Origin of the sequence: Actinacidiphila alni (genome assembly GCF_900112845.1) — a bacterium.
Lineage (GTDB): Bacteria > Actinomycetota > Actinomycetes > Streptomycetales > Streptomycetaceae > Actinacidiphila > Actinacidiphila alni.
Genome location: NZ_FONG01000001.1, coordinates 377,396 through 402,379, shown reverse-complemented (window position 1 = coordinate 402,379; position 24,984 = coordinate 377,396). Strand labels below are relative to the sequence as shown.

At 70.1% G+C, this 24,984-nt stretch carries 21 protein-coding genes and 1 pseudogene; 12 read left to right on the top strand and 10 right to left on the bottom strand.

From position 1 onward, the window contains the following. Positions 1–87: 87 nt before the first annotated feature. From BM076_RS01730 to BM076_RS01720, 3 genes are read right to left on the bottom strand one after another with little or no spacing between them, the layout of a single operon-like run. Positions 88–1,818, bottom strand: coding sequence for a CotH kinase family protein (locus tag BM076_RS01730; protein ID WP_093711487.1), 1,731 nt, complete (start codon positions 1,816–1,818; stop codon positions 88–90). Continuing rightward, a complete protein-coding gene (locus BM076_RS01725) occupies positions 1,818–2,495 on the bottom strand; it encodes a DUF4956 domain-containing protein (RefSeq protein WP_093711486.1) in 678 nt (225 codons plus the stop codon). The genes BM076_RS01730 and BM076_RS01725 overlap by 1 nt, the downstream gene beginning before the upstream one ends. Then, on the bottom strand, positions 2,492–3,334 hold the full coding sequence (locus BM076_RS01720; RefSeq protein WP_245795671.1) for a polyphosphate polymerase domain-containing protein: 843 nt from the start codon (positions 3,332–3,334) through the stop codon (positions 2,492–2,494). The genes BM076_RS01725 and BM076_RS01720 overlap by 4 nt, the downstream gene beginning before the upstream one ends. 647 nt (positions 3,335–3,981) lie before the next feature. Here BM076_RS01720 and BM076_RS01710 point away from each other — a divergent pair. Continuing rightward, positions 3,982–4,587 carry an alpha/beta hydrolase gene (locus BM076_RS01710; RefSeq protein WP_245795640.1) on the top strand — a complete coding sequence of 202 codons (606 nt, stop codon included), beginning with the start codon at positions 3,982–3,984 and terminating at the stop codon, positions 4,585–4,587. 73 nt (positions 4,588–4,660) lie between these two features. Then, a complete protein-coding gene (locus BM076_RS37890) occupies positions 4,661–4,792 on the top strand; it encodes a hypothetical protein (RefSeq protein ID WP_265737070.1) in 132 nt (43 codons plus the stop codon). Between the two features lie 152 nt (positions 4,793–4,944). On the opposite strand, the gene BM076_RS01705 is transcribed toward BM076_RS37890, so the two are convergent. Together BM076_RS01705 and BM076_RS37000 are read right to left on the bottom strand one after the other, a co-directional pair. Further along, entirely contained in the window at positions 4,945–5,949 is a 1,005-nt protein-coding gene (locus BM076_RS01705) for a YdcF family protein (RefSeq protein WP_093711482.1), read from the bottom strand. A gap of 65 nt (positions 5,950–6,014) precedes the next feature. Further along, positions 6,015–6,884 (bottom strand): CPBP family intramembrane glutamic endopeptidase, encoded by an 870-nt coding sequence (locus tag BM076_RS37000; protein WP_093711481.1) that lies wholly within the window; start codon positions 6,882–6,884, stop codon positions 6,015–6,017. A gap of 210 nt (positions 6,885–7,094) precedes the next feature. On the opposite strand from BM076_RS37000, the gene BM076_RS36995 reads away from it, so the two are divergent. After that, positions 7,095–7,868: a collagen-like domain-containing protein gene (locus BM076_RS36995; RefSeq protein ID WP_093711480.1), complete on the top strand. Its 774-nt coding sequence runs from the start codon at positions 7,095–7,097 to the stop codon at positions 7,866–7,868. Positions 7,869–8,299: 431 nt separating this feature from the next. Here the strand turns inward: BM076_RS36995 and BM076_RS37175 are convergent. Then, positions 8,300–8,499: pseudogene (locus BM076_RS37175) on the bottom strand (hypothetical protein); the annotation flags it as partial. A 126-nt stretch (positions 8,500–8,625) separates the two neighbouring features. Beyond that, the gene (locus BM076_RS01685) at positions 8,626–10,737 is read right to left on the bottom strand and encodes a glycoside hydrolase family 2 protein (RefSeq protein WP_093711478.1); all 2,112 of its coding nucleotides are present in this window, start codon (positions 10,735–10,737) and stop codon (positions 8,626–8,628) included. Positions 10,738–11,115: 378 nt separating this feature from the next. Here BM076_RS01685 and BM076_RS01680 point away from each other — a divergent pair, with 378 nt between their 5' ends. Beyond that, entirely contained in the window at positions 11,116–12,249 is a 1,134-nt protein-coding gene (locus tag BM076_RS01680) for a ricin-type beta-trefoil lectin domain protein (RefSeq protein WP_093711477.1), read from the top strand. An 11-nt stretch (positions 12,250–12,260) separates the two neighbouring features. On the opposite strand, the gene BM076_RS36365 is transcribed toward BM076_RS01680, so the two are convergent. Both BM076_RS36365 and BM076_RS01670 read right to left on the bottom strand, forming a co-directional pair. Beyond that, a complete protein-coding gene (locus tag BM076_RS36365) occupies positions 12,261–12,596 on the bottom strand; it encodes a hypothetical protein (RefSeq protein ID WP_177246276.1) in 336 nt (111 codons plus the stop codon). A 123-nt stretch (positions 12,597–12,719) separates the two neighbouring features. Next, entirely contained in the window at positions 12,720–14,774 is a 2,055-nt protein-coding gene (locus BM076_RS01670; protein ID WP_143120494.1) for a SpoIIE family protein phosphatase, read from the bottom strand. 201 nt (positions 14,775–14,975) lie between these two features. On the opposite strand from BM076_RS01670, the gene BM076_RS01665 reads away from it, so the two are divergent. The 7 genes from BM076_RS01665 to BM076_RS01635 all read left to right on the top strand — a co-directional run bounded on the left by BM076_RS01665 (position 14,976) and on the right by BM076_RS01635 (position 23,543). Continuing rightward, complete coding sequence (locus BM076_RS01665; RefSeq protein ID WP_093711475.1) at positions 14,976–15,710, top strand: D-Ala-D-Ala carboxypeptidase family metallohydrolase; 735 nt, start codon at positions 14,976–14,978, stop codon at positions 15,708–15,710. 447 nt (positions 15,711–16,157) lie between these two features. Then, positions 16,158–17,048 (top strand): carbon-nitrogen hydrolase family protein, encoded by an 891-nt coding sequence (locus BM076_RS01660; protein ID WP_218160021.1) that lies wholly within the window; start codon positions 16,158–16,160, stop codon positions 17,046–17,048. A 307-nt stretch (positions 17,049–17,355) separates the two neighbouring features. Continuing rightward, the gene (locus tag BM076_RS01655; RefSeq protein WP_177246275.1) at positions 17,356–18,816 is read left to right on the top strand and encodes an ABC transporter substrate-binding protein; all 1,461 of its coding nucleotides are present in this window, start codon (positions 17,356–17,358) and stop codon (positions 18,814–18,816) included. A gap of 111 nt (positions 18,817–18,927) precedes the next feature. Then, entirely contained in the window at positions 18,928–19,962 is a 1,035-nt protein-coding gene (locus tag BM076_RS01650) for a dipeptidase (protein WP_093711473.1), read from the top strand. Between the two features lie 29 nt (positions 19,963–19,991). After that, positions 19,992–20,951: an ABC transporter permease gene (locus BM076_RS01645; protein ID WP_093711472.1), complete on the top strand. Its 960-nt coding sequence runs from the start codon at positions 19,992–19,994 to the stop codon at positions 20,949–20,951. Then, positions 20,948–21,817: an ABC transporter permease gene (locus BM076_RS01640; RefSeq protein WP_093711471.1), complete on the top strand. Its 870-nt coding sequence runs from the start codon at positions 20,948–20,950 to the stop codon at positions 21,815–21,817. Before BM076_RS01645 ends, BM076_RS01640 begins: the two co-directional genes overlap by 4 nt. Further along, the gene (locus tag BM076_RS01635) at positions 21,810–23,543 is read left to right on the top strand and encodes a dipeptide ABC transporter ATP-binding protein (protein ID WP_177246274.1); all 1,734 of its coding nucleotides are present in this window, start codon (positions 21,810–21,812) and stop codon (positions 23,541–23,543) included. Before BM076_RS01640 ends, BM076_RS01635 begins: the two co-directional genes overlap by 8 nt. Before the next feature lie 60 nt (positions 23,544–23,603). Here BM076_RS01635 and BM076_RS01630 read toward each other — a convergent pair whose 3' ends face one another. Beyond that, on the bottom strand, positions 23,604–24,521 hold the full coding sequence (locus BM076_RS01630) for a LysR family transcriptional regulator (protein ID WP_093711469.1): 918 nt from the start codon (positions 24,519–24,521) through the stop codon (positions 23,604–23,606). A 121-nt stretch (positions 24,522–24,642) separates the two neighbouring features. Between BM076_RS01630 and BM076_RS36360 the strand changes: the two genes are divergently transcribed. Continuing rightward, a complete protein-coding gene (locus BM076_RS36360; protein WP_093711468.1) occupies positions 24,643–24,873 on the top strand; it encodes a hypothetical protein in 231 nt (76 codons plus the stop codon). Positions 24,874–24,984 lie beyond the last annotated feature (111 nt).

Here is a 24,984-nt window from a genome sequence, read left to right as displayed (position 1 = left end):
TCAGACGCCGCTGACGGAAGCGGGTACGGTTGCTCCGGCATTCCGGGCGTGCCCCCGGACGCGGGGCGGCCCAGGATGCCGGAGTCGTCAACCGGTCACCTGCTTGTTCTTGGCCAGGGCGTCGGCGCGCTCGGTGATGGTCTTCTCCAACTGCGACACCGCGGTGCCCAGCGTCTTCGGATCGGCGCCCGCCGCACGCGCCTGCTGCGCGATGGCGTTCAACTCCTCCTTCGCCGAGCCCGACCCGTAGAACTTCTGGTACAGCTCCCGATACGCCTTCATGTAGACGCCGTCGAAGGTTTCCGACGCCAGGAACTTGGTCTTGAGCACCTGCTGCGCCATCCCTCCCGGGCCGCCCTTGCCGCCGGCGCCGCCTGCCCGGCCGGGCATCGCTCCGCCGGGCACCGTCTGGCCGTTACCACCGCCCTGTCCGCCGGCCGCCGCACCGCCGGGCGCGCCTTCCGGCATTCCTGAGGGCGCGCCCTGCGGCATCTCCTGGGGCATGCCACCCGGCATGCCGCCCGGCATCCCGCCGCCCATGCCCACCGAGTCCTTCGGCCCGGCCGTCGCGTCCCCGCCGAAGGTGAGGTTGTAGTCCCAGCCCAGGACGGAGAACTTCTTCGTGTCCAGGTCGTACCACAGCAGGTAATTCTTGCCGGGGCCGCTCATGTCGTCCGAGTTCAGCAGCAGGTTCTGAGAGGCGATGTACGCCGCCAGCGAATCGACGTCGACGTACTTGTGGAGGTCCTTGGCGAACTCCTTGTCCGACGCCTTGTTCGCCCACTTGATGAGCTTGATCAGCGGTTCGAGGTCCTGGCTGCCCAACTTGTTGAGCTGCTCGAACGAGCTGTCGTACTTACTGGGGTCGTCACCGCGGTAGGCGAAGGTGCCGCTTGCCTTCGCCTTGTACAACACGCCGTTGCCGTCGGAGACGGAGTCGGCGTAGTCGGTGTCGGGTGCCTGGACCATGAGGCGAGTGGTCACGGGCCGGTTGTTGATCTTCAACGTGGTGAAGCCGTACTTCTCCGCCTCCTGTCCGCCGGCTCGGGTGAGCGACAGGGACAGCGCCTCGTTCAACGGGACCTGGCCGTTGCTGCCGGGGCGCAGCGAAAGCTCCCGCTGGCCCTGGTAGGCGCGGCCTGTGACGAACTCGTCGATCTTGACCAGCCAGGGCAGCTCCTCGGGCTTCTTCGCGGACAGGTTGTACTGGACCATGCCGCCCGGGGCTCCCCCGCCGACGCCCGTTCCGCCACCCGGCTGGCCCGCGGCGGTCCGGGCACCGGGGCCGCCGCCCGCCGCCGCGCCCTGGCCGCCGGTCCCGTCTCCTCCGCCGGGCGCACCGGGCAGAGCCCCTCCTGCCCCACCGGGGCGCTTCCCGAACCCTCCGGGCACGCCCCCGCCGCTCAGCGACGACAGCGTGGAGTTGCCCTTCAGCCGGATACCGACGTCGTTGAGATAGACCCCGTCGATGACGAGATCGGCCTCGATGTAGTCCTTTGTCCCGTCCTTCTTGAAGTCCTTCATCATCTTGTCGAAGTCGGTCTGCTTGTAGGTGAGCTGGATCGAGTGAGCGACGGAGGCGTCGAACAGGCCCTTGTCTCCGCGGACATTGTCCGTGATGGGGTCGCCCTCGACCCGCGAGGTCGACGTGACATACGGAGTCACCCGTGTGTTGCCCAGGAGGGCGACCATCGCGGCGAGCCCGACGCTCAGCGCGGCCGCCGGCTTCCAGTGGTGGCGCAGCCGGACGGGGAGCCGGTCCCGCAGCCGCCGATCGCGCCTCGCGGCGGCCTCACCGTTCGTCACAGGGCCGCTCATCACAGGTCCGTGGTGTCATAACCGGTCAGTACCGTGACGCGCTGGCCGGACGTCCGTTCCTGCAGCGCGCTGACCAGGTCGCCGGGCTCCGCACCCGCTTTGAGGCGCACCATGTAGAACACCTCGCTGAGGGCTCCGCCCCGAATGGACTCGGTGCTCACCAGCTCGAACTCGCTGGTGTACTTGATCAGCACGTCCCGGATCTGCGGGGTGTAGTCGTCCCCGGCCGGGACCTGGACCTTGACGACCTGCCGCTGCACGTTGAGTGCGAACCAGTTGAACTGGAACATCACGACGATCACGACGCAGATCACCACGGCGCCGACCGCTGCCAGCGTGTAGAAGCGGGCGCCGCACGCCATACCGATCGACATGGCCAGGAAGATGAAGCCGACGTCCCTGGTCTCCTTGACCGCGTTACGGAAGCGGACCACCGAGAGCGCGCCGACCAGTGAGAACGCCCTGGCCAGGTTGGAACCGACCACCAGCATGATCAGGGCAACGATCATGCCCACGATGACCAGGGTCTGCACGTAGGACTGACTGTACGAGACGTTGCGATGCGTATAGCGGTACACGTAGCCGATCAGCGTCGACAGGACGAACGACAACACCATCGCCGCCGCGACGTCGGCCACGCTGAACGTGCCGCTGAGTTCCTGGAGATCGAAGTTCACTGTGCTCCTACCTTCAATGACGCATCGCTCTGCGTCGGCCGCCGCTGGCGCGGCTGCTCGTCTGTGGGGGTGGGCGCCGGATGGTCCTCGTCGTTGACGTGGAAGATCGAGCGCGGGGCCAGGCCGAACGCCTCGACGGCCTGGACGTATTTAGAGACCCGGATGAGGTTGAGGTTGCGCCGGGCGGTCAGGTCGGTGATCCAGTGCGGAGTGCGCTCGTTGACCTTGATCTCCATGACCGACAGGTGCGGCGGCATCGTGAACCGGTTCTCCGGGCCGTTGATCCCGAAGTGGAGGTCCCGGTCCCGGCCACGGATCCGCCGGTCGAAGGTGACCCGCAGACCGGTGTCGGCATGCCGTCCGACCAGGGCCTCGCGCTGGTACCCGGTGATCACGGTGGGCCGCAGGTTCAGCCGCACGCTCAGTTCCAGAACCTCCTGGATGAAAGCACTCTCTCCCGCCGAATGGTCGACCATCTCCCGGTCGTCGCAAAGCCGGCGGGCCGCACCGTAGGGAAGGGTGATGCGGCGCTTCTGCGTGACCCTGTTGACGCGCTGCTTGATCTCCACGCAGGTCGGCGAGTCGTCGGTGATCCCGTCGAGGTCGCCGTAGTAGCGGATGCGCAGCTTGCGACGGAACTTCAGACCGTCGATCTTCTCCCAGTAGAAGCGAAGCTGGGGCGTGTCGTAGTACAGACTCCACACGCCGTAGCCACCCACCGGGCTGTGCAGATCGCGGTCCATCCGCTCGGCCAACTCGTCACGGATCTCAGCCGCCTGCTCGACCGGAACCAGGTACTTCAGCTCGAACCGGTTGAACGCGTGAAGCCGGCTGGCCACATGCAGCGGCTCGTCCGGCCGCGCTTCTCCCGGCGGTCCCACAACCGGCTGCTCCTCATCCGCTGCCTGGCGATCCGGCAGCTCTCCGCTGCCGTCCGCCGGGACCGCCAGGCCCCGGCTCGCACCACTCCGACCTGCCCGCGCGGTGGCTGACTTGGAACGGAACACCATGCGACTCCCTGCTCATGTGCTGCGGACCGAACCGGATTCGCACACGGAACCAAGGGAACATGAGGGCCGCATGAGAATACTGGGAGGATTCCAGGAGGCTTTCAGGTGGCCGGAAAGTGGAGGAAGAGCGACGGCCGAGACCCGGGTTTCAGCGGTCGCGGCGCCGGCGGCGCCGCGAACTCATGCGGGACCACCTCACCCGGGTCCGCGACGTCCGGGTCGCCGTACTGCTGCAACGTCAGGACGCCACGGCCCACTGACGAGAGGGATCGCGCGCCCTCGCCGATGGGCACGAGCGGCTCCTCACACACCCGACGGCTTCCGGGACCGGGAAGGGCCGTCCCGCGGCGCCGGTCCACCGCGGGAGGGGACCGGTCAGCGCCATCAGCCAACCTCACCGCGCCGGAGCCGGGATACCACGGCGTCCGGGCGCGTGGCGGATCTGGGAGCCGGTCTTTCCCGCTCTCGCCGAGAACATGACGGTGATCGCGCCGGACCTTCCGGGCCTGGGCGCGTCGGCCGCTCCGAGCGCGGGATATACAGCGGGCGCAGTCGCGGCCGATGTGCTCGGCGTGCTCGACGCACTGGAGATCGAGCGGGCCGACATGGTCGGCATCGACCTCGGTACGCCGGTGGCGTTCATGGCCGGCATCGCCCGACCTGACCGGATTCGGCGGCTGGTGCTGATGGAGGGCCTGGTCGGTGACCTGCCCGGTGTGGAGGAGTTCCTGCGCGGCGGACCGCCGTGGTGGTTCGGCTTTCACGCGGTGCCCGGGCTGGGCGAGCGCGTCCTGCACGGGCACGAGCCCGAGTACCTCGACTTCTTCCTGCGCGGCGGCACACTCGGCGACGGCGTGACCGGACCGTTCCGCGCCGCCGTCCACGAGGCCTACCGCGGGCGCGAAGCCCTGTCGGCGGCCTTCGCGTACTACCGCGCCTTCCCTGACAGCGCCCGACAGATCGCCAAGGCGGCCGGGCGGGCGCGGTGGGTGACCCCGACGCTGACGATCGGCGGCGCGACGGTAGGTGAGGCCACCCACCGGCAGATCCAGCCCATCGCGGACGACGTGCGGGCCTGGTGATCGGGGACTCGGGCCACATCATCCCGCAGCACCGCCCCGATGCCCTCGCCACCGCCCTCAAGGGATTCCTCGCATGAGCGCGCGCGAGCCGCACAGCGGCGCGCTCGGGCGGAGCGGACGCGCCCAGAGCGCGGAGACCCCTCTGATCGACACCCACGCGCACTCCCCCTGGCCGCCGGGAGGTGACGTGGCAGCCGGTCCGTGACCGGCGGAGCAGGGGACGAAGGACGGACTTCCTCTCTCCTTCCGTCCCGTCGAAGCCTGCGGCGCCTCCCCTCGGCCGCGAAACACCTGTCCTACGGATTCCCCTGAGTGGGGTACGGCTCGGCGCGCGGTCCGCGCTCGCGGCGGGGGGGGTTACGGTACGGCGAGGTATACGGCGGCGGCGGTGAGCAGTGCGGCCATGGCGGCGTTGGCGACGCGGTGTTCCCACACGATGGCGATGAACTCGCGGATGGTGGCGCTGGGCCAGTAGTAGCGGGCCGTTGCGGAACCGGTCACCTGTCCCCGTACACCGGCCCGGCGCGCGGTGACGGCGGCACGGAAGGCGTGGAAGTTGTTGGTGACGACGACGCAGGTGTAGTCGGGATCGTCCGCGATCATGATCTCCCGGCTGTAGCGCAGATTCTGCTCCGTGGTGCGCGAACGGTTCTCCTGGCGCACGTGCGTGGCGGGGATGCCGTGGTCCACCAGCCAGCGCGCCATGGCCTCGCTCTCCGGGAGCAGTTCGTCCGGTCCCTGACCGCCGGAGGTGAGCATGACCGGGGCGGGCCAGCCCTCGCGGGTCTGCCGCTCGTACACCTCCATTCCCTTCCGCAGCCGTGAAGCCAGCAGGGGGGAGACGCGTTCGCCGCCGAGCAGCCCGCATCCCAGCATCAGTACGTAGTCGACGGGAGCGCGCACCCGGATCCGCCCGTACAGGAAGGCGTATCCCAGGAAACAGGTGAAGAGGAACGACACGTACGCCCCCACCAGCACAAGGGCGCCCGCTGTCGCGGACGCGGCGGATTCCCCCCTCTCCACGAGATGGCCCAGAAGGACGAACAGGGCGGCGATGGCCAGGCCGAGCAGCAGCGACAGCAGGTTGGCGGCCCGGCGGCCCTCCTTGCGGATCATGGTCACGCCGTTGGCCGTCAGGAGAACGGCCAGCGCCACGCCGCCGGAAGCGACCAGCAGGAAGTATCCGACGACCAGCGGTTCGGCGCGATGGGCGGGAAGCGCGACGGGAAGCGCGACGCCGACGCTGAAGACCACCAGTCCCAGGAGCACCGCGTTCCGGAACATCCTGCGGTCCTGCCGGACGCTGTACGCCAGCGCCAGCGCGAACAGCACGGTGGGAATGAACGCCACAGCCGACTTCATGCGGATCCTCCGGGCCGGAATGCACAGGAATACGACGGCGCCGCGGCCTGAAGACAAGCCGGCGGTCAGTGACCGGGGGCGACGGCGTCGGCGCCGGCCGCCATCGGCCGCCGACGCGCCCTGCGGTACGACCACAGGGCGGTCGCCGCGATGAGCAGCAGGACCAGCGCCGCCGCGGTGACGGTGGGGCCGTCCAGGCCCTTGGCCCCGTTCCCGTTCTCGGTGGTGTCACCCGAGGAGAGCGCGCTGGGAGCCCAGTTCCAGACGGTGTGGAACGCGGCCGGCCGCCACAGGCTGCCGTCCGCCAGGGCCCAGTACGCCAGGCACAGGCCGAGCAGGAAGGTGAGCAGGGCGTACTGCGGGGTCGCGCCGGCGTTGACCAGGTGTACCGCGCCGAAGAGGGCCGAACTGAACAGCACCCCGCCCGTCGCTCCCCACCGATGGCCCAAGGCGGGCAGCAGATAGCCGCGGAACAGCAACTCCTCGGTGGGGGCCTGGACGGCGAAGGACGCGAGCAGGAAGGCGGCCTGAACCGCGGTCGCGGTCGCACCCGACCCCGAGTCACCGCCACCGCCGACCGCGGACACAGCGAGGTTCAGTACGAGCAGGCCGGCGATCGCCGTGATCACTCCGACCACGGCCCGGCGCAGCCCGCGCGGCCCGCGGAAGCCCAGGCTCGCGAAGGGTCGGCGCTCCCACCGCGTCACCCACAGGACCAGCAGGAGGGCGGTCGGCGCGAACGCCACGACGTTGAAGACGGCGTTCGCGCCGTGGGAGTCGGACCGCAGGCCCGTCTCCCGCACCACCCACCACCCCAGCGCCTGACCCACCGCCAGACACACCGCTGCCACCAGTACGGCCCGCAGCGGACCCGGCTGCCGGCCGGCGTCCGCCGAGGACGCGAGCAAGGGCTTCCTGCCGGCCGTCACCGTCATGGACACGCACCTCTCCCAGCGATCCGGATTTCCGATGGCCGATACACGGGTCACTGTCACACGGCCGGTCGGTCACGGCATTCCGGGACGAACCGGAAGAGCTACGAGCGGTGTCCTGTGCACCGCAGAGGACACACGCACGATCCGTACGGACCAGCACCGTCCTCGAAGGGCACCCCGTCCCCAACACGAAGCCTCGCGGCAGCGGCAGTGGCCGCTCCAGCCGCCGCGGGATCCACGCGCGCGGCCCGGACGGTCGAGGCCGCCGCCACCGGCACGGGGCGTGTCGTCTCCCGGATCGGCCAGCATCTGCGCGAGCGGCCGACCAGTGCCTCCGCGTCGCTGCGCGTGTACCCGCCGGGCGCCCGCGTTGCGGTGCGGTGCAGCGCCACCGGGCAGGTCGTGCAGGGTCACGACCAGTGGTTCAAGGTCGGCAAGGGCTGGATGAGCGGGCGCTATCTCACGACCAGCGGTCCCGTGCAGCCCTGCAACGCGCCCAAGCCGCTGCCCGGACCGCCCGGCCCCAAGGGACCGAAAGGCGACAAGGGCGACAAGGGCCCCCAGGGGCCGAAGGGCGACACAGGCCCCGCCGGACCCGCCGGACCCAAGGGCGAGAAGGGCGACACCGGACCCAAGGGCGACACCGGAGCCACCGGACCCGCCGGACCGAAGGGCGACACCGGACCCAAGGGAGACCCGGCCACACAAGGCGTCGGGTATGTGTTCGGCGTCTACCAGGAGTACACCGTCCCCGGCGGCACCGTGAACAAGGCCTACCCGGGAAAGATCTGCCCCGCCCATTCACGCGCCACCAGCGGGAACGTGAAGATCAAGGGCACCTCTCCCGCCTACGCCTCCGGCGGTGAACTCGTCGGCCCGTCCAACGACAAGAACCAGTACATCGGATACGTGGCCAACCCCAGCGGCTCGTCCCCCATCGACATCGTCGTAGCCACGTGCTGCGCACCCACCCACGCGGCATGACAGCGTAGGCCAACCCCGCCGGGCCCGCCGGGCGGGCCCGGCGGACCGGCGGCGAGCACGTGCGCCGACCGCGCGGGTGCGTACTGCGACGGGCCTACACCGGTTCAGACCGTGAACCTGACGGCCTCGGTCCAGAGCGAGAGGTCGTTCGTCCCCGCGTAGACCCATTTGCCCGGGGTGGTGCAGCGCTTGCTCATCCAGCCGACGCTGTGGACGTGAACGGTCTGACAGATCGTGCCCGCCTTGACGCCGATCGTGAAACCCGACATGGCATCGCTGCCGGCCGTGGTCCCCATGTAGAGATCGGCGTTGTCCTTGACCGAGGGCCAGACGCCCGTCTGCCAACCGCCGACTTCCATCCGCGGCGTGCCGCCGCCACCCCCGACACCACCGCTCCAGGCTATGTCGAGGGCTTTGATCGGCCGGCCCTTCCCGGTCGTACCGGCCGTGGCACCGTCGCACACCGTCGGCTGCCAGCCGGTGGCGTCCAGGTAGGTGCTCAGCCCGCCCCGGGAACGGCCGAGCGCCTGACCGGCCGACGCGCAGCCCCCTTTTTGGCTCCGGCGGCGTGCTGGTGTGCCCGCACGATCGTGGAGTCCACGCTGGCCACCGACCAGTCCACGATCCCGGCCGCGTCCGGGGCTCGACCTCTGCGACCGCCTCCGGTGTAGCGGACGTGCCAGGACTCCGCGCCGCACACGGAGTTCTCCGCGCCGCGAGACGGCGGCCCCGGCCTGCGACGGGCCCAGGGCCGGGGTCACGTGAGGGTCCAGGTCACCGTGTCCGTGTACGTCGCGCCGTCGATGACCGCGGTCGCGGTGACGGTGTTCACCCCGGGACGCAGCGTCACACCTGTCCAGGTGAACACCCGGTCGGCTCCGGTGAGCGTGCCGAGGGGAACACCGTTGAGTGCGGCGGTCACCGCCGTACTGTTGGAGTACACCTTCACCTCGGTCGACGCGTCGGTGCGCGTGGTCCAGCGGCGGCTGGTGAGGTGGAGGACCGGGGCGGTGGACCAGTTGGCCTTGTACCAGTAGAAGGCGTCCTTCCGGATGGCCCGGTCCCGGGTGACGAGGCCCTTGTCGTTGATGCCGGGCTGACCGCCCTCATTGCGGCCGTCGGAGGCGAAGTCGAACATGGTCCACACGAACGAACCCCAGATGTAGGGCCTGGCGGCGAGCTGCTTCCACGACGCCTCGTGGAGCATGGCCTGGTACTCCTCGGGGTGGGACGGGCCGCCCGGGACCGGCCTCGCCGGATTGAGGGCGTGCTGCGCGGTGTTCGCGCCCGCGCCGTACTCGGAGATCGCGAAGGTCCGGTCCGGTTCTGCCGTGTGCAGGCTGTCGGCCCACGTACCCAGGTCGGCCGCGGAGCCGGTGTACCAGCCGTAGTACTTGTTGAAACCCGTGGTATCGGCGTGACCGGCGACCCCGGCATCGTTGCCGAGGTCGTTGGCGTACGTACTGATGCGGTCCGGGTCCTCGCTCGCCGCGAGAGCCGCCAGGCTCGACAGCAACGCGTTGGTCGCGGCATCGTCGGTGTTCTGCTCGTTGCCGATGCCCCAGAACACGATCGAGGGATGGTTGTAGTTCTGCCGGATCAGCTCCCGGAGTTGATTCTGCGTACTGGCGGTGAACGCCGCCGAGTTGGTCACCGAGTTGACCAGGGGGATTTCGGCCCAGACCACCAGCCCCGCGGCATCGGCGAGGTTGTACTCCATCTGGTCGTGCTGGTAGTGGGCCAGCCGTACGGCGGTGGCGCCGAGTTCCTTGATCAGCGCGTAGTCCTGGCTGTGGTCGTTGTTGCTGACCGCCCATCCCTCACCGGCACGGTCCTGGTGCAGGTTCACCCCGTGCAGGCTCAGACGGGTGCCGTTGAGCGAGAACCCCGTGGCGGCGTCGAGCCCGAAGCTGCGCAGGCCGAGCGGTTCGGTGACCACGTCGGTGATCGAGCCGGTGGCCGCGTCCCTGACCTCGACGGTGACGCTGTACAGGTAGGGATCCGTGACGCCGTTCCACCGCCGGGGGCCGGCCACCGTGAGGGTCTGCACCACGTCCAGCGCCGTGTTCGCTCCGATCGACCGCGCCGCGCTGCCGCGCTCGGCCACGATCGTCCCGGTGGCGTCGGTGACGACGGCGCGTACCGTCACCGAGCGGCTCGTGACGTCGTTGTTGAAGAGTCTCGCCGTCACGTCGACAGTGGCCGAGGCCGCGGTGACGCTGCGCTGTCGCACGTAGAGGCCGGGGCCCGCGTAGTCGAGCATCCGCACCATGAGCTTGTCGACCGCCCACAGGCTGACGTTGCGGTAGATGCCGCCCTGGAAGGTGTAGTCGGCACTCAGCGGCGCGATGTCGGCGTTGCTCGCGTTGGTCACTTTGACCGCGATCACGCTGTCCTTGCCCGGCGTGAGACTTCCGGTGACCCCGAACCTGAAGCGCGCGTAGCCGCCCTGGTGCTGGCCGATGTGAACGCCGTCGATCCACACGTCGGCGACCTGGTTGGCACCGGCGAACTGGAGGAAGAGCATCTTCCCCGCCATGGAGGCGGGCAGTGTCACATGGCGGCGGTACCAGCCGACGCCCCGGTAGTAGTCGCCGCCCCCGTCCCCACCGTCGGCCGCGTTCCAGGTGTGCGGAACGCTGACCGATTGCCAGCCGCTGTCGTCGAACCCGGGCGCCTGGGCGCCGGCGACGTCGCCCTTGGTGAACCGCCAGCCGGGGTCGAGGCTGATCCACGTGCGCCGGACCGGTGGGCTGTACGTCTGCGCGGCGGCCGACTGCGCCGCCGCGGCGCCGCCCCCGGCGAACGTGGCGAGGACACCGCCCGCCGCGGTGCCCAGCAGTTGTCGACGGCTGAGGGAGTCGTTCATGCGATGCCTTCCCGTCAGGGGGCACGCCCGGAGGCGGCCACATGATCCGCCGCGGGGCACACCGGGGGGAGCGCGACCCGGCGTAGGTCACGTATATGAACATCAATCTGTGATCTGAACGATGATCCGGAGCGAAGGTAGCCCCGGGCCGCCACACGGTCAACCCTCGCGGCGCACACGGCACAGGGGGGACGACGGCGGCCGGATTCACGGTTCACATACCGACACCGGCCCGAACTCGGGGTGTTGACGCGGACACACCCTCCCCCCACACTGATGCCCGGCGCGTGAGAGCGCTCCCATACACCCGAAGGACTTCAGGCCGTGGCCGAACACCACCGGCTTATTGAATCGATTCATGCGAAAGAAGGGTCAGCGATGAGGCGATTGCCGACCGCGATCACGGCCGCTGCCGCGGCGACAGCGGCCCTCTGCGCGATCGGCGCGGGCGCCCCGCCCGCGTCGGCGGCGCGGTACCGAGCCGCCGACGCGGCGCCCACGCCCGCCACCGTGCGACTGCTGCCCCTCGGCGACTCGATCACATGGGGTCAGGCAAGCAGCACAGGCAACGGCTTCCGGGGGCCGCTGGCCGGCGCGCTGACGGACGAGGGCCATTTCCCTGACCTCGTCGGCGGTACGCAGCACGGCACCATGGCCGACCCGGACAACGAGGGCCACCCGGGGTGGCGCATCGACCAGATCGCCGGCATCGCCGACTCGGCACTGCGCACCTACCGGCCCAATGTGGTCACGTTGATGATCGGCACCAACGACTTCAACCAGAATCACCAGGTGTCCACCGCCGCCGACCGGCTGCACGCGCTGGTCGACCGGATCACCACCGACGACCCCGGCGTCACGGTCCTGCTCGCGTCGCTGATCGTGTCGACCAACCCCGCGGTGGAGCAGTACCGGCCCGCGTACAACGCGGCGGTGCCCGGCATCGCGCAGGCTGAGCAGGCCGCGGGCAAACACGTCCGCTTCGTGGACATGAGCGCGCTGACCGCCGCCGATCTGTCGGATTCGGAGCACCCCAACGACGGCGGATACCAAAAGATGGCCGATGCCTTCAATTCCGCTCTCCAGCAGGCCGATGCGGCCGGCTGGATCGGCACGCCCGGCCCCAGCGGCGTCGTACGCTCCGGCATCGCGGGGAAATGTCTCAACGACTTCCACGCCCAGACCGCCAACGGCAACCCGGTCACCGTACGCGCCTGCAACAACACCAACGCGCAGTGGTGGAGCCGCACCGCCGACAACACCCTGCGGATCTACGGCAAATGCCTGCACGCCGCGAACGGCGGCACCGCTGACGGCACCCGAGTGCAGCTCGCCGACTGCGACGGAACCGGGGCCCAGGTCTGGCAGCCGTACGAAGGCGGCTACAAGAACCCGCAGTCCGGCCGCTGCCTGGACGACCCCGGCTCAAGCACCGTCGACAACACCCAGCTGCAGCTGTGGGACTGCAACGGAACCAACGCCCAGAAGTGGACGGCACTCCAACCGCAGTGACGCCGCCCGGGTCAGGACTTGCGGATGGTCATCGTGTTGTCGTTGGCCGGGATGCCGTACTTGTACTGCTGACAGGCAACCGACTTCGACCGGCTGACCACGCTCCATCCCGTCGGGACCGGAGACAGACCGCAGACCGTCGTCGTGGTACCGGCCGGAAGTCCGGTGAGTCTCACCAGGGCGACGCGGTTGTGGTAGTCGCTGGTGGCGCTGGTGCGGTCGCAATCGGAGACTGACGAGTACGCGGTGATGAAGAACCCGGCCGGGACAGGACTGTAGGTACACGCCTCGACCGCGCCGCCGGCCCCCACACCGCCGGTGTCCACGATCCGCTTCGTGTTGTACATGCCACCGCCGGTGGCCCCGCAGGAGAAACTGTCCCAGTACTTCACCTCGATCCAGCCGGCGGGCGTGCTCGTCGCCCCGCACAGGTCCTCCTTTGCGGAACACGGCAGACCCGCTCAGGGCGATCAGCGCGGTGCGGGCGCTCGCCTCGGGTCCTGGACGCGGAAGGCGAGCATGGCGATGTCGTCGGTGGGGGTGCCGGCGTGCCGGAGCAGGAGCGGGAGGAGTTCGTCGGGGGTGCGGGCGTCGTCGCGTACGGCGTCGGCGTGGCGCAGAAGGCTGCTCAGCCGGTCGGTGATGTCCGCGGTGTGCTCCTCGACCAGTCCGTCGGTGTACAGGACCAGCATGTCGCCCGGCGCGAGGCGGTGGCGGTGCTCGTGGCGCGGGCCGGCGAAGCCCGCGCCCAGGGGCGGGTCCGGCGCGTGGTCCGGGTGGAGGTAGCGCGACGGCGCGCCGTCGGAGGGAATGATCAGGGGCGGAGGATGACCGGCGTTGGACACGGTGAGGCACCATCCGTCGTGGTCCCGGGCGGCGACGGCGTGGACGGCGGTGATCATGGTGTGGGCCGTGAGGCTGTGCAGGGCCTCGTCGAGGCGGCCCATCACGTGGGCCGGTCCTGTCGTGCTGACGTAGGAGATCCCCCGGAGCATGCTGTTGACCCGGCCCATCATGGTGGCCGCCGCCAGGTCGTGGCCGGCGACGTCGCCGATGGTCAGGGCGATCGCCCCGTCCGGCAGCGGCGTCACGTCGTACCAGTCCCCGCCGACCTCCGCGGCGGCGTCCGCCGGCTGGTAGAGGGCCGCCATCTCCACCGCGTCGACGGTGGGAAGACCGGTCAGGAACGACCGCTGGAGCGTGAGGGCGGTCGTACGCGCCGTTTCGAGTTCGAAGGTGCGGCGCAGCGGTCCGCCGAGTTCGTTGAGGACTTCCCCGAGCAGGGCGAGTTCCGTGTCGCTCGGGGGCGGGTTGTCCCCGCAGTTCGCGGCGCCCGCCAGGGCGACCGTGCGCCCGTCGATGACGACCGGCATCATGGTCACCCCGGACGCCTTCGCCTGGCGCATCCATGCGTGCGCCTCGTCCGACAGCCCGCTTTCGGGAGGGTTGCCGGGGGCGAACACGACACGCTGGACCTGTTGGTCCGTGATCGTCTTGAGGGCCAGCGGTCCGAGGTGGAAGCCCGTGTCGAGCGCGGGAGGGGTCGGAAGGCCGTCCGCGACCGACATACCCGCCCGTGCCACCGAGATCGGCGCGCCGCGCCTGGGATCGAAGCCGACCCGCCCGCCCTGCCACAGTTGGAAGACGGCGAAGACGTCGACCACGTCGGGCACCACCGCGGACGCGGCCGTCGCGAGGGCGCTCTGCAGATCCCGTGCGGCCGGCACGGCGACCATGCGGGACAGCAGGCGCTCGCGCATCCGCGCTCGCCACTGCGTTTCGGCGTCCGCCGCGGTCCCGATCCACTCGGTCACCCGGCCGTCACGCATCACCGGAACGGCGACGATGTTGACGTGCGAGTACTCGTTCGACTGCCGTCCCTGCCGTACTCTGACCACCGCGTCGAGGATCGCCTGCCCCTCAGCCGTGGCCTGCCACTGCGGCGCGAACCACGCCCGGTCCTTGGGGTGCACCGCTTCCATCCACGCTCCGGCCGCGGCGTCGTGCTGCTGAAAGTCACCCAGATCGCCCCTGCGCCCCACCAGGATGTCCACCCGGCCCTCGGCGGACATCGACCACACGACCTGGGGGATTCCCGAGAGCAGGGCCTCGTAGCGTTCCAGCGCCCGGTCCCGCTCAGGAGGCCCGGCGCCCTCGCCCGCGTCGCCGGGATCCGTGGCGGACGCGCCCGGCAGGCCGTCGAACACGCTGACCAGTACGGTCGTGGCCGACCCGTGCCCCGACCCGGCCCTGGTACAGCTCACGACGCAGTACCGCCCGGCCCCGCCCTCACGCGACGGCCCGTCGAGCGGAACCACGGACTGCCGCGGACCACCGTGCCGGGCGACATCGGCCAGAACGGCCACCAGGGGCCGTCGCACTTTTCCGGGCAGTGCCGCCCGCGCCGGCTCGCCGACTGCCCAACCGCCGAAGACCTCACGGAAGTACGGATCGCACTCCACCAGGACGAGATCGGTATCGGCGACGACGCCCACTCCGACCGCCGGACCGGTCACGTCCGCCATGCCGAACACTGGCCCTGTCGCGCCCACGCCACCTCCGTCCACCCTCCGATGGTCCCCCACGCCCACGCTCCCGGCATCCGCAGCGGCGACCGGCGGCGGCGAAGACGCGCTCAGGAGAAAGACGAGGCCAAGGTGTGGTTGACGCGCGTTGACAGCGTCGGGCACGCTCGGAGATCCAGTAGTCCCCCACGTGGAGGAACAATGCTGAGACGTTACGCCCGCACATTACTCGCAGTTGTCATGTTTGCGTCAGTAATGTTCATCGGGTCGGCCGCCACCGCGGGCTCCGCGCACGCCGCCGGATGCTATTCCTGGGGCCGCACCCTCTCGCAGGGCGCCAGCGGCGAAGACGTGCGACAGCTCCAGATCCGGATCGCGGGATACCCCGGATACGGAGCCGTCCTGGCGGTCGACGGGCAGTTCGGGCCCGCGACCAAGGCCGCCGTCGTCCGCTTCCAGCAGGCGTACGGCCTGACCGCGGACGGCATCGCCGGGCCGCAGACCTTCGGCAAGATCGGCGCGCTGCAGGACAGCGACTGCACCCCCGTGCACTTCACCTTCGGTGAGCTGAACCGCTGCAACTCCACCTGGACCGGCGGCGCCGTCAGCGCCGCGACCGCGCGCGACAACGCCCTGCGGCTGATGTGGAAGCTGGAGGCGCTGCGGCACGCGCTGGGCGACAGCCCGCTCACCACCAGCAGCGGCTTCCGCTCCTACTCGTGCAACAGCGCGGTCGGCGGAGCGTCGGGCAGCAACCACCTCTACGGCCGTGCCGTGGACCTGACCGGTTCCCCGAGCTTCTGCCGGATCGTCCAAGAGGCGCGCTACCACGGCTTCAACGAGATCCTCGGCCCCGGCTACCCGGGACACAGCACCCACGCACACCTCGGCGACCAGGGCTCCCGCTACTGGCACGCCTCCTCCTGCGGCATCTGACACCCACAGGCAGCACGCGGGGCCGATGGCTCCGCACCGACGCGCGGTCGCGTGTCCGGCACTTCTCGGTGCCGGACACGCGACCCGCTCCTTTTTCGTAAGGCTTCTTCTCTCGGCTCCCTCCCGCGACACCGCGCCACCGCGCCACCGTCGACGGCAGCGCCCCGCCCACTGTTCGGGCGCCGCGGCGCCGGGTACTGTGGCGTACCCGACGGCCCGCCACGACCCGCTGTCCGGGTGCGAGCCACCCCGGCGGACGAGTGAGCCGGCCGGACCCGCGACCGTCTCACGCGTCGCGGCTGCACTTGCGCGCCTCTCCCCCGCGCGCCGCCCCCTTCGTCCTGACGCCGGCCCGACACGGCAAAGCCCGAAGGACCCCACCGGCCCCGGCCCGAACCGCGAGCACCGCACCCCCGACCGTCGTTCTTCCAGAGATTGGGCCGACCCATGTCCTCGGAACACCCGAACGCCACCGACGCCGTCACGTCCTCCTGCACGTCGCCCGCCGTGCCCTCGCTGCTGCTGGCGGCCGGGCAGTTCGCGGTCCGGGAGTCGTGGAGCGCCAACCTCGGCCAGGCCCGCGCGCTGGTCGACCGTGCCGAGGCGGCGGGCGCGGACCTCCTGGTCCTGCCGGAGGGGGTGCTCGCCCGCTTCCCGAAGCACGAGCAGCACAGAGCCGTCGCGGCGGCGCAGCCGCTGGACGGTGCGTTCGTCGGCGGGCTGCGCGCCGCCACCGCGGGCAAGCACGTCGTGGTGGTGGCGGGTGTATACGAGGAGTCCGGGCGCGGCCTGCCGTACAACACGCTGGTCGTGGTCCGTGCCGGGCAGGTGATCGCGCGCTACCGCAAGCTCCATCTCTACGACGCGTTCGACGGGGGCGAGTCCGCGCGGATGCTGGCCGCCGACGAGATCCCGCCGGTCCTCCGGCTGGGCGGCTTCGGCATCTCCATGCTGACCTGCTACGACGTGCGGTTCCCCGAGCTGTCCCGATTGCTGGCCCTGCGCGGCGCCGACATCCTGGCGGTCCCGGCGGCCTGGGCGGACGGGCCGGGCAAGGCCGACCAGTGGGAACTGGCTGTACGCGCACGGGCGTTGGACAACACCGTGTCCGTCGTCGCCAGCGGCGAATGCGGCCCGACCTGCGTCGGCCGCTCGATGATCGTGGATCCGCTCGGGTCCGTGCTCGCGTCCACCGGGCACGATCCCGGGCTGATCCTGGCGCGGATCTCGCACCGGCAGATCGACCACGCGCGGGCGAGTCTTCCGGTGCTGCGGCACTGGCGCTTCGACGTCCTGGCCACTCCCCGGCCCTCGGACGCCGGCCCCCGGCACGTGTGACGACCCGAAGATTTTTTACGCACGCGTCATCGTCGGAAACACATCGATCACATTGTTCGGTGATGATTTCCGAATCCTATCGTCACATTCCTCAATTTTATAGAGACCTACTGTTGCTCGCTACACCGAGCGACAGTAGGTTCTTCTCCATCACACGAGGCGAAGCCGTCGGGGCATCGCATTCGAGAACGTCACGGAGAAGCCAGAAATGAAATTCAAGGCATTCGTGGTAGCGGCATCGGCAATTGTTCTCACCGCTTGCTCGACGAGCGGGTCCACGAATGCCGGAGGATCGGACTCCCTGGTCGTGGGACTCACCTACGCACCCAAAACACTCAACCCCGACTACGCGTACGACCCGGCCAACTACTTCATCATGGACAACATCTACAGTCGGCTGGTCAATTACGGGTACGACGACGAGGTCCACGGCGACCTGGCCAGAAACTGGCAGAAGAGCGCCGACGGCCTCACCTACACCTTCCACCTGCGCTCCGGCGTGAAGTGGTCCGACGGAAAGCCCCTCACCAGCGCCGACGTGATGTGGACCGCGAAATCCATCATCAAGGAGAAGGGGTACGGGGCAGCTGCGCTCGCCGGAGTGTCCGCCGTCACCGCGCCGGACGCGCAGACGGTCGTCATGAAGCTGGCGCAGCCCAACAGTTCCTTCCTCGACCAGCTCGCGCAGCGCTACGGCTGGGTCGTCCTCCCGCAGCACGTCTTCGACGGCACCGACGTCACCAGCAATCCCGCCAACAAGAAACCGGTCGGCAGCGGCCCCTTCGTCGTCACCTCCTTCACTCCCGGCTCACACGTCGAACTGAAGGCCAATCCCGGCTATTTCGGCGGGGCCCCGAAAACAAAGGCGCTCTCGTTCCGCTTCTTCTCCTCACCGGACGCCGCGGTGACGGCTCTCCAGTCGCACGAAATCCAGTTCATCGCGAACGCGCCCAACTACGCCTCCGTCCCGACGCTGAAGAAGGCCGCAGGAATCACCGTCGAGACCGCCGCCGCCACGCCGCCGACCGACGTCTGGCTCGGCTTCAACCTGGCCCGCAAACCGCTCAACGACCTCAAGGTGCGGACCGCGATAGCGCAGGCCCTGGATCCCGGGGAGATCAACGACCTCGTCTACGGCGGAACCAAGAAGGTCAGCGGAACCGTCTACGACCCCTCCTCCCGCGACTACGACGCGTCGGCGCGACAGCCCGCGCACGATGTCGCGGCGGCCAACGCACTGCTCGACCAGGCGGGTTACCCGAAGAAGTCGGGCACCAGGTTCTCGCTGACCTACACCGGTTTCACCGCGTCCCTGGCCGGCGCGCAGCAGATCGGCGAGGTGCTCAAACAGCAGCTCGCAAAGGTCGGGATCGGCCTCAAGGTCGAGAACTACGACTTCTCGATCTTCGCCGACAAGATCATGCAGCAACACGACTTCGACATCACCTGGTCGGGCGGACCGCACGGACCCGACCCGCAGACCTTCGCGAATTACGTGAAGACCGGCGGCAACCGCAATGCGATGCGGTATTCCGATCCGGAGGTCGACCGCCTCTTCGACGAGGCGGCAAAGAGCTCCGACGCGAGCGTCCGCAGCCAGGACTACCGGAAGATCCAGCAGATCGTCGCGAAGGACCTGCCGCGGTACACGCTCTTCCAGTGGAACTACCAGTTCGCCTACGACTCCCGGTACTCCGGCTTCTGGTGGCAGAACACGACGGGTGACCTGCCCGCTGACGACTACGCGCAGGTGACGGCCTCCGGCTGACCCGCCGCGCGCCCCCGCGCGACGCACGGGCGCCGCTCCGCACACCCACTCCACCCGTTTCACCGGCCGGGCCGCTTCGCCGCGGCCCGGCCCGAACCCGAGGAATTCACCGTGACGACAACCACCGAACCCGTTACCAACGGCGTCATGAGCGACATCGGCTACGACGAAATGATCGTCGTCGACGGCTGCACGCCCAGGATCGGATCCGACAGCTTCTTCGAGAAGATCCGCGCGGCCGGAGTCACGGCCGTCTGCGTCTCCCTGTCCGCACAGGTCGGCGCCCAGCAGGTCGGCGGATTCTTCGACGCGGTCCAGGAGATGAACGTCTACTACAACCTCGCCGAGATCTACCCGGACCGCTGCGTCATCGCGACGACCTCGGAGGACATCCGGCAGGCCAAGGCGGACGGCAAGCTCGCGATCGTGCTGGCCTTCCAGAACGGCATGCCGGTCGAGGCCGACCCGGTCAATCTCGTTCCGTTCTTCTACCGCAACGGCGTCCGCATCATCCAGCTCACCTACAACGAGCGCAACCGGCTCGGCGACGGCTGTTTCGAACCGGAGAACCGCGGCCTGACCACCATGGGGCAGCAGGTCATCAAGGAGATGGACCGGGCGGGCATCCTCATCGACCTCTCCCACGTCGGGCACCGCACCGGCATGGACGCGATCGCGTACTCGGCCAGGCCCGCGGTGTTCTCGCACACCGGATGCCTCGCCCTCACCGAGTCGCCGCGCAACAAGTCGGACGAGGAGATCCGCCTGATCGCCGAACGCGGCGGGCTGGTGGGCATATCGCCGTACGCGCCGTTCGTCGAGCCCGCGTCCGGCGAGCGCCCCACGCTCGACGACTTCCTCGACCACGTGGACCACGCCGTACAGCTGGTCGGCCCCGGCCATGTCGCCATCGGCACGGACATCGCCGAGCACTGGGCGGTCCGGTGGATGAGCAATTCGGGACGGCGCTTCCCCGACCTCGTGCGCAAGTACACCTGGGACACGGTGTACGCCGACGGCTTCGAGTCGCTGGCCCGGTTCCCCGAGGTCGCGGCGGGACTGGCGGCCCGCGGCTACGCCTCCGCCGACATCGCGAAGATCGTCGGCGGCAACTGGATGCGGGTCTTCGGCGAGGTCTGGGACTGAGTGCCCGCGTCCGGGCCCAGGAGCGACCGATGCTGCGCTATTCACTGATCCGGGTGGGCCAAGCGGTCCCCACGCTGGTCTTCCTCGTGCTGATGACCTTCCTGGTCGTCCGTCTCGCGCCTGGCGACCCCGCCTACGCCCTGGCGGGGGACAACGCCTCACCGCAGTACATCGAGCAGATCCGTCACCAGTACGGTCTCGGCCAGCCGCTGCTCGGTCAGTTGGGCGCCTACTTCAGGCGGCTGTTCAGCGGCGACCTGGGCATGTCGTACAGCTTCCAGGAGCCGGTGACCACGGTGATCTCCGGACGGATCGGCGCCTCGCTGCAACTGGTGGCCTGCGGGCTGCTGCTCGGCATCGGCGGCGGCACCCTGCTCGGGGCCTACGCCTCGCGGGCGGCCGGTACGGTCCGCGAGGCGGTGCTCAACGTGGTCGGCCTGACGCTGTACTCGATCCCGATCTTCTGGCTCGGTCTGCTGCTGGTCTACTTCCTGGCGATCCAGGCGCACTGGCTGCCCGCCGGCGGCCAGTACAGCTTCCCCCGGCCCACCGGCGCGGCGGCCGTCGGCGACGGCCTGCGGCACCTGGTACTGCCCACCGTCGCCCTGGCGCTCTACACCTTCCCGGTCTACTACCGGCTGACGCGGGCGCGCATGTCGGCGGTGATGACGGAGGAGTACATCCGCACGGCGCGCGCGATCGGATTCGGCGAACGGCGCGTGTTCTTCCGGCACGGGCTGCGCAACGCCCTGCTCCCGGTGCTGACCATGGCCGGCCTCACCCTCGGCCAGTCCCTCGGCGGGGCCCTGCTGACGGAGGCGGTCTTCTCCTGGCCCGGCCTCGGCACGCTGATGGCGGGCGCCATCGGCCAGCGCGATCTCCCGCTGATCATGGGCGTGTTCGAGGTGGTCGCGGTCGCCGTCGTCCTCGCGACCATCGCCACCGACGTGCTGTACGCGGTGGTCGACCCACGGGTGAGGCTCACATGAAGCAGGCACTCTCCGCCCGTGGCCCGATCCTCCGGGCCGCCGGCCGACGCCCCTCGGTGCGGACCACCGTGGTCGCGGTGGCCTGCGCCGTGATGTTCCTCGCGCTGGTGCTGGCCGCACTGCACTCGGCGATCACCCCGGACGATCCGACGAAGTCGCTGGCTGCGCCGAACTCGTCACCGAGCGCCGCCCACCCCTTCGGAACCGACTCGCTCGGCCGCGACGTCCTCAGCCGCATCATGGCGGGGACGCGCTACACCATGGTGCTGGCCGTCGGCTCGACCGCGGTGTCGCTCGTCGTCGGGACCGTACTCGGCCTGCTGGCCGGGTATTTCGTCGGCTGGACCGACACCGCCGTCTCCCGGCTCGTCGAGATGTTCCTGACGATCCCGCACCTGTTCCTGGCGATCCTGCTCGTCGCGTTCCTCGGCAACCAGTGGTGGGTCGTGGTGGTCGTCCTCGGACTCACGATGTGGCCGGTCACGGCACGGCTGGCCCGCGCCGAAGCGCTGCGGCTGCGCGGTCGGGAATTCGTCGAGGCGTCCAGGATCGCCGGCGTGGGCGGTCTGCGGGTCATCGTGCGCCATGTCGCCCCCAACGGTCTCGGGCCGGTCGTCGCGAACGCGAGCATGCAGATGGCCGAGGCCGTACTGCTCTCCGCGGGCCTGAGCTACATAGGTCTGGGCGACCCCTCCCAGATCTCCTGGGGCGGCATGATCCAGGAGGCGCAGGGTTCGTTCCAGACCGCGCCCTGGGCGATCGTCTGTCCCGGCGCCGCACTGACCGTCCTGCTGCTCTCGCTGCACACCCTGGGCGATGTCGCCGTCCGAGTCCTCGGCGGCGGAAACGAGGCCGACATTGTCTGAACCGCTTCTGACCGTCAGCGATCTCTCCGTCGGCTATGCGGGCTCCGGGACCCGCGCGGTGTCGGACGTCGGATTCCGGGTGGCCGCGGGCTCCAGCCTCGGCGTCATCGGCGAGTCCGGTTCCGGCAAGACCACTCTGCTCTACGGGATGGCCAGGCTGCTGCCGGCGTCGGCCACCGTGGAGTCGGGGAGCGTGCGCCTGGACGGCGTCGATCTACTCACGCTGCCCGCCCCCGAGCTGCGCGACCTGCGCTGGCGTGACATCGCCATCGTCTTCCAGGGCGCGATGCACGCGCTGAACCCGGTGATACGGGTCGGCTCCCTGCTCCGCGAGGTGCTGCGCCACCGGCTGGACGTCCGGTCGCGCCAGGAGGCCGACCGGCGGATCACGGACATGCTCGACATGGTGTCCGTCCCGTCGCGCGTGCTCACCGCCTACCCGCACGAGCTGAGCGGCGGTATGCGGCAGCGCGTCATGCTGGCGATGAGCCTGCTCGGCCGGCCCCGGCTGCTGCTCGTCGACGAGCCGACCACGTCCCTCGACGTCATCGTGCAGGCGGAGATCCTGGACCGGCTGCGCGAGTTGCAGCGGGAGCTGCGCTTCGCGATGGTCTTCGTCTCGCACGACCTGGGGGTCGTCGCCGAATACTGCGACGACGTCGCGGTGATGCTGGACGGCCGGATCGTCGAGTCCGGGCGCGGCGCGGATGTCCTGCGCTCGCCCGTCCACCCCTACACCCGCCGCCTGGTCGAGTCCTACCCCTCCGTCGACCGTCCGCCGCAGCCGCTCCCACCGCGGACGGGAGCCCCGGACGGGGCCGCCTCGGTCGACTCGGTCGCCTCCGCCGCCGTCGCCCGTACCGGGAGGGACAGCGGCGCGGTGACGGTGAAGAGCGCCTCCGCCGCCGATGTCCTGCCGCCGCCGGTGCTCGAACTGCGCGCCGCGTCCAGGAGTTTCCGCGCCCGGGGCGGAACTCCCTGGCGCCGCCGCCGTACGGACGCCGTCCGGGACGTCGACATCGAGGTGCGTGCCGGGTCGATCCTCGCGATCGTGGGGGCGAGCGGGGCGGGCAAGTCCACCGTCGGCCGTCTGCTGGCGATGACCGACCGGCCGACCGGCGGCGAACTACGCTCGGACGGACGGCCGGTGCGCGCGCTCGGGCGGGCCGACCGCGCCGTGCTGAGGCGGCGCGTCCAGGTCGTCCACCAGGACCCCTTCGAGGCCCTCGATCCGCGCTTCACCGTCGAGCGGAGCGTGGCAGAAGGGCTCGGCCCGTCCGGTCCGCCGGGCGCGCGGCGGCGGGAGCTGGTGGCGGCGGCCCTCGAGCACGTCGAGCTGGACCCCGGCCGGTTCCTGACGCGCACGCCCGACCGGCTCAGCGGCGGTCAGCGGCAACGGGTGGCCCTGGCCCGCGCCTTGGTGGCCAGGCCCGACGTGATCGTCGCGGACGAGCCGGTCTCGGCCCTGGACGTGTCCATCCGGCTGTCCGTGCTCCGGCTGCTGGCCCGCGCCCGTGACGAGTACGGCACGGCCGTCGTCCTCATCACGCACGACCTGGGAACGGTGCGGGCGGTCGTCGACGAGATCATCGTGATGAGCGACGGGCGCGTCGTTGAACGCGGCGCCACCGCGACGGTGCTCGACCGTCCGCGGCACGACTACACCAAGGCGCTCATCGCCGCGGCGCCGAAGCTGCCGCGGGGCGGCGCGACGCCGGCCGGATAGGGCGGCGCGCGCCGGACGGCGGGGCCTCGGCCGGCGCGCGGGCGACGGCCCCGCCGACCGTCACCGTCCCGGCCCAAGCTCCGAGGCGAGGTCGTGCAGATGCCCGACGCAGGCGCGTCCGGCCCGGGACAACTGCTCGTTGCGCCGCCGGATGAGCAGGAAGTGCACCGCGTCGTCGATGTCCGCGAACGGGCGGCCGACGATGGACCCGTCCGCGACGTACGGGTCGTCGCGCAGCGCCAGCGCGGCCATGACCGTCACTCCGAGCCCCGCGGCGGTCATCCACTTCGCCGACTCGATCCGGTCGGTGGTGTCGCCGGCGGCGCCGAGCCGCGAGCCGAACGTGGACTGCATGAAGTCGTGGACGAGCAGCCCCTCGTGATAGCCGATGACGCGCTGGGTGAGCGCCTGGTCGAGCCGCACCGCCGGAAGCCTGGCGAGTTCGTTGTCCGGCGCCATGCACAGGACGAAGCTGTCGGACAGCAGCGGTTCGGCGACCACCACCGCGTCGAGCGACGGCGCGAGATCCCGCGAGGAGACGATGCCGAAGTCGATCTCGTGCGAGACGAGCAGCCGCAGCACCGCGTGCGATCCGCCCTCCCGCACGCTCGCCTCGATGTCCGGCAGCTCCGAGCGCAGCCGCATCAGCGCCGGGCGGAACAGCGCCCGCGACCCGACGGGCACCGTGCCGACGACGATCCGGCCGCCCTCGCGGCGCGCGGCCAGATCGCGCTTGGCGTAGATGGCGTCCACCGCACCGAGGGCCTGGTGGATGTGCGGAAGGATCTGGGCGCCGAGCGCCGTGACCACCACGCCCGCCCGGGAGCGGACCAGCAGCGGCATCCCCAGGTCCTCCTCCAGCCTGGCGATCGAATTGCTCAGGGCCGGCTGGGTGAGGCCCAGGACGTCCGCGGCCTTCCGGAACGATCCGGCTTCGACGACATACAGCAGATGCCGCAGCTGTTCGAGGCGAATCACCCGTCCCTCCTTCCCCTTGCCAGGCCCACGTCGTTCGCCGGTCCGCGCTGGTCAAGGCCGTGGTCCCGAGTGTACTGAGCCCAGCGTCGGCGTCCGGCGTGCCGAAGCGGATCGGCTCGCCGTGCCGGACCGGGATCAGCCGCGCCTCGCGCTCGTCCGGACGGCGCAGTACGTCGAAGCTGCCGTCGTTGAAGACCGGACAGTCCTGGTAGATCTCCACCAGCGCAGAACCGCGGTGCGCCGCCTCACCGCCGAGCAATCGCTCACCACGGCCCGGCTCGTGTTCCTGGTGTGCCAGATCAACGCAGCCCCTTTCCGAAGCGGCGTTGCGGCGGCGGTTCTGCTCCGCTGACGGGCCATCCGTCGGTATGCGGATTCTCGCCGGTCCCGCCGACTGTCACGACGGGGACTGACCGCAACAGCGACCGGCCGGAATTCCTCCGGGCGCGGCGCTGCCGCGTAG

Coding starts and splice junctions, on each gene's coding strand:
- BM076_RS01710 (WP_245795640.1), top strand. CDS start 3,982: ATGACGGTGATCGCGCCGGACCTTCCGGGCCTGGGCGCGTCGGCCGCT.
- BM076_RS01685 (WP_093711478.1), bottom strand. CDS start 10,737: ATGAACGACTCCCTCAGCCGTCGACAACTGCTGGGCACCGCGGCGGGC.
- BM076_RS01705 (WP_093711482.1), bottom strand. CDS start 5,949: ATGAAGTCGGCTGTGGCGTTCATTCCCACCGTGCTGTTCGCGCTGGCG.
- BM076_RS01640 (WP_093711471.1), top strand. CDS start 20,948: ATGAAGCAGGCACTCTCCGCCCGTGGCCCGATCCTCCGGGCCGCCGGC.
- BM076_RS01730 (WP_093711487.1), bottom strand. CDS start 1,818: ATGAGCGGCCCTGTGACGAACGGTGAGGCCGCCGCGAGGCGCGATCGG.
- BM076_RS01680 (WP_093711477.1), top strand. CDS start 11,116: ATGAGGCGATTGCCGACCGCGATCACGGCCGCTGCCGCGGCGACAGCG.
- BM076_RS01670 (WP_143120494.1), bottom strand. CDS start 14,774: ATGGCGGACGTGACCGGTCCGGCGGTCGGAGTGGGCGTCGTCGCCGAT.
- BM076_RS01645 (WP_093711472.1), top strand. CDS start 19,992: ATGCTGCGCTATTCACTGATCCGGGTGGGCCAAGCGGTCCCCACGCTG.
- BM076_RS37000 (WP_093711481.1), bottom strand. CDS start 6,884: ATGACGGTGACGGCCGGCAGGAAGCCCTTGCTCGCGTCCTCGGCGGAC.
- BM076_RS36365 (WP_177246276.1), bottom strand. CDS start 12,596: ATGTACAACACGAAGCGGATCGTGGACACCGGCGGTGTGGGGGCCGGC.
- BM076_RS01660 (WP_218160021.1), top strand. CDS start 16,158: ATGTCCTCGGAACACCCGAACGCCACCGACGCCGTCACGTCCTCCTGC.
- BM076_RS37890 (WP_265737070.1), top strand. CDS start 4,661: ATGAGCGCGCGCGAGCCGCACAGCGGCGCGCTCGGGCGGAGCGGACGC.
- BM076_RS01665 (WP_093711475.1), top strand. CDS start 14,976: ATGCTGAGACGTTACGCCCGCACATTACTCGCAGTTGTCATGTTTGCG.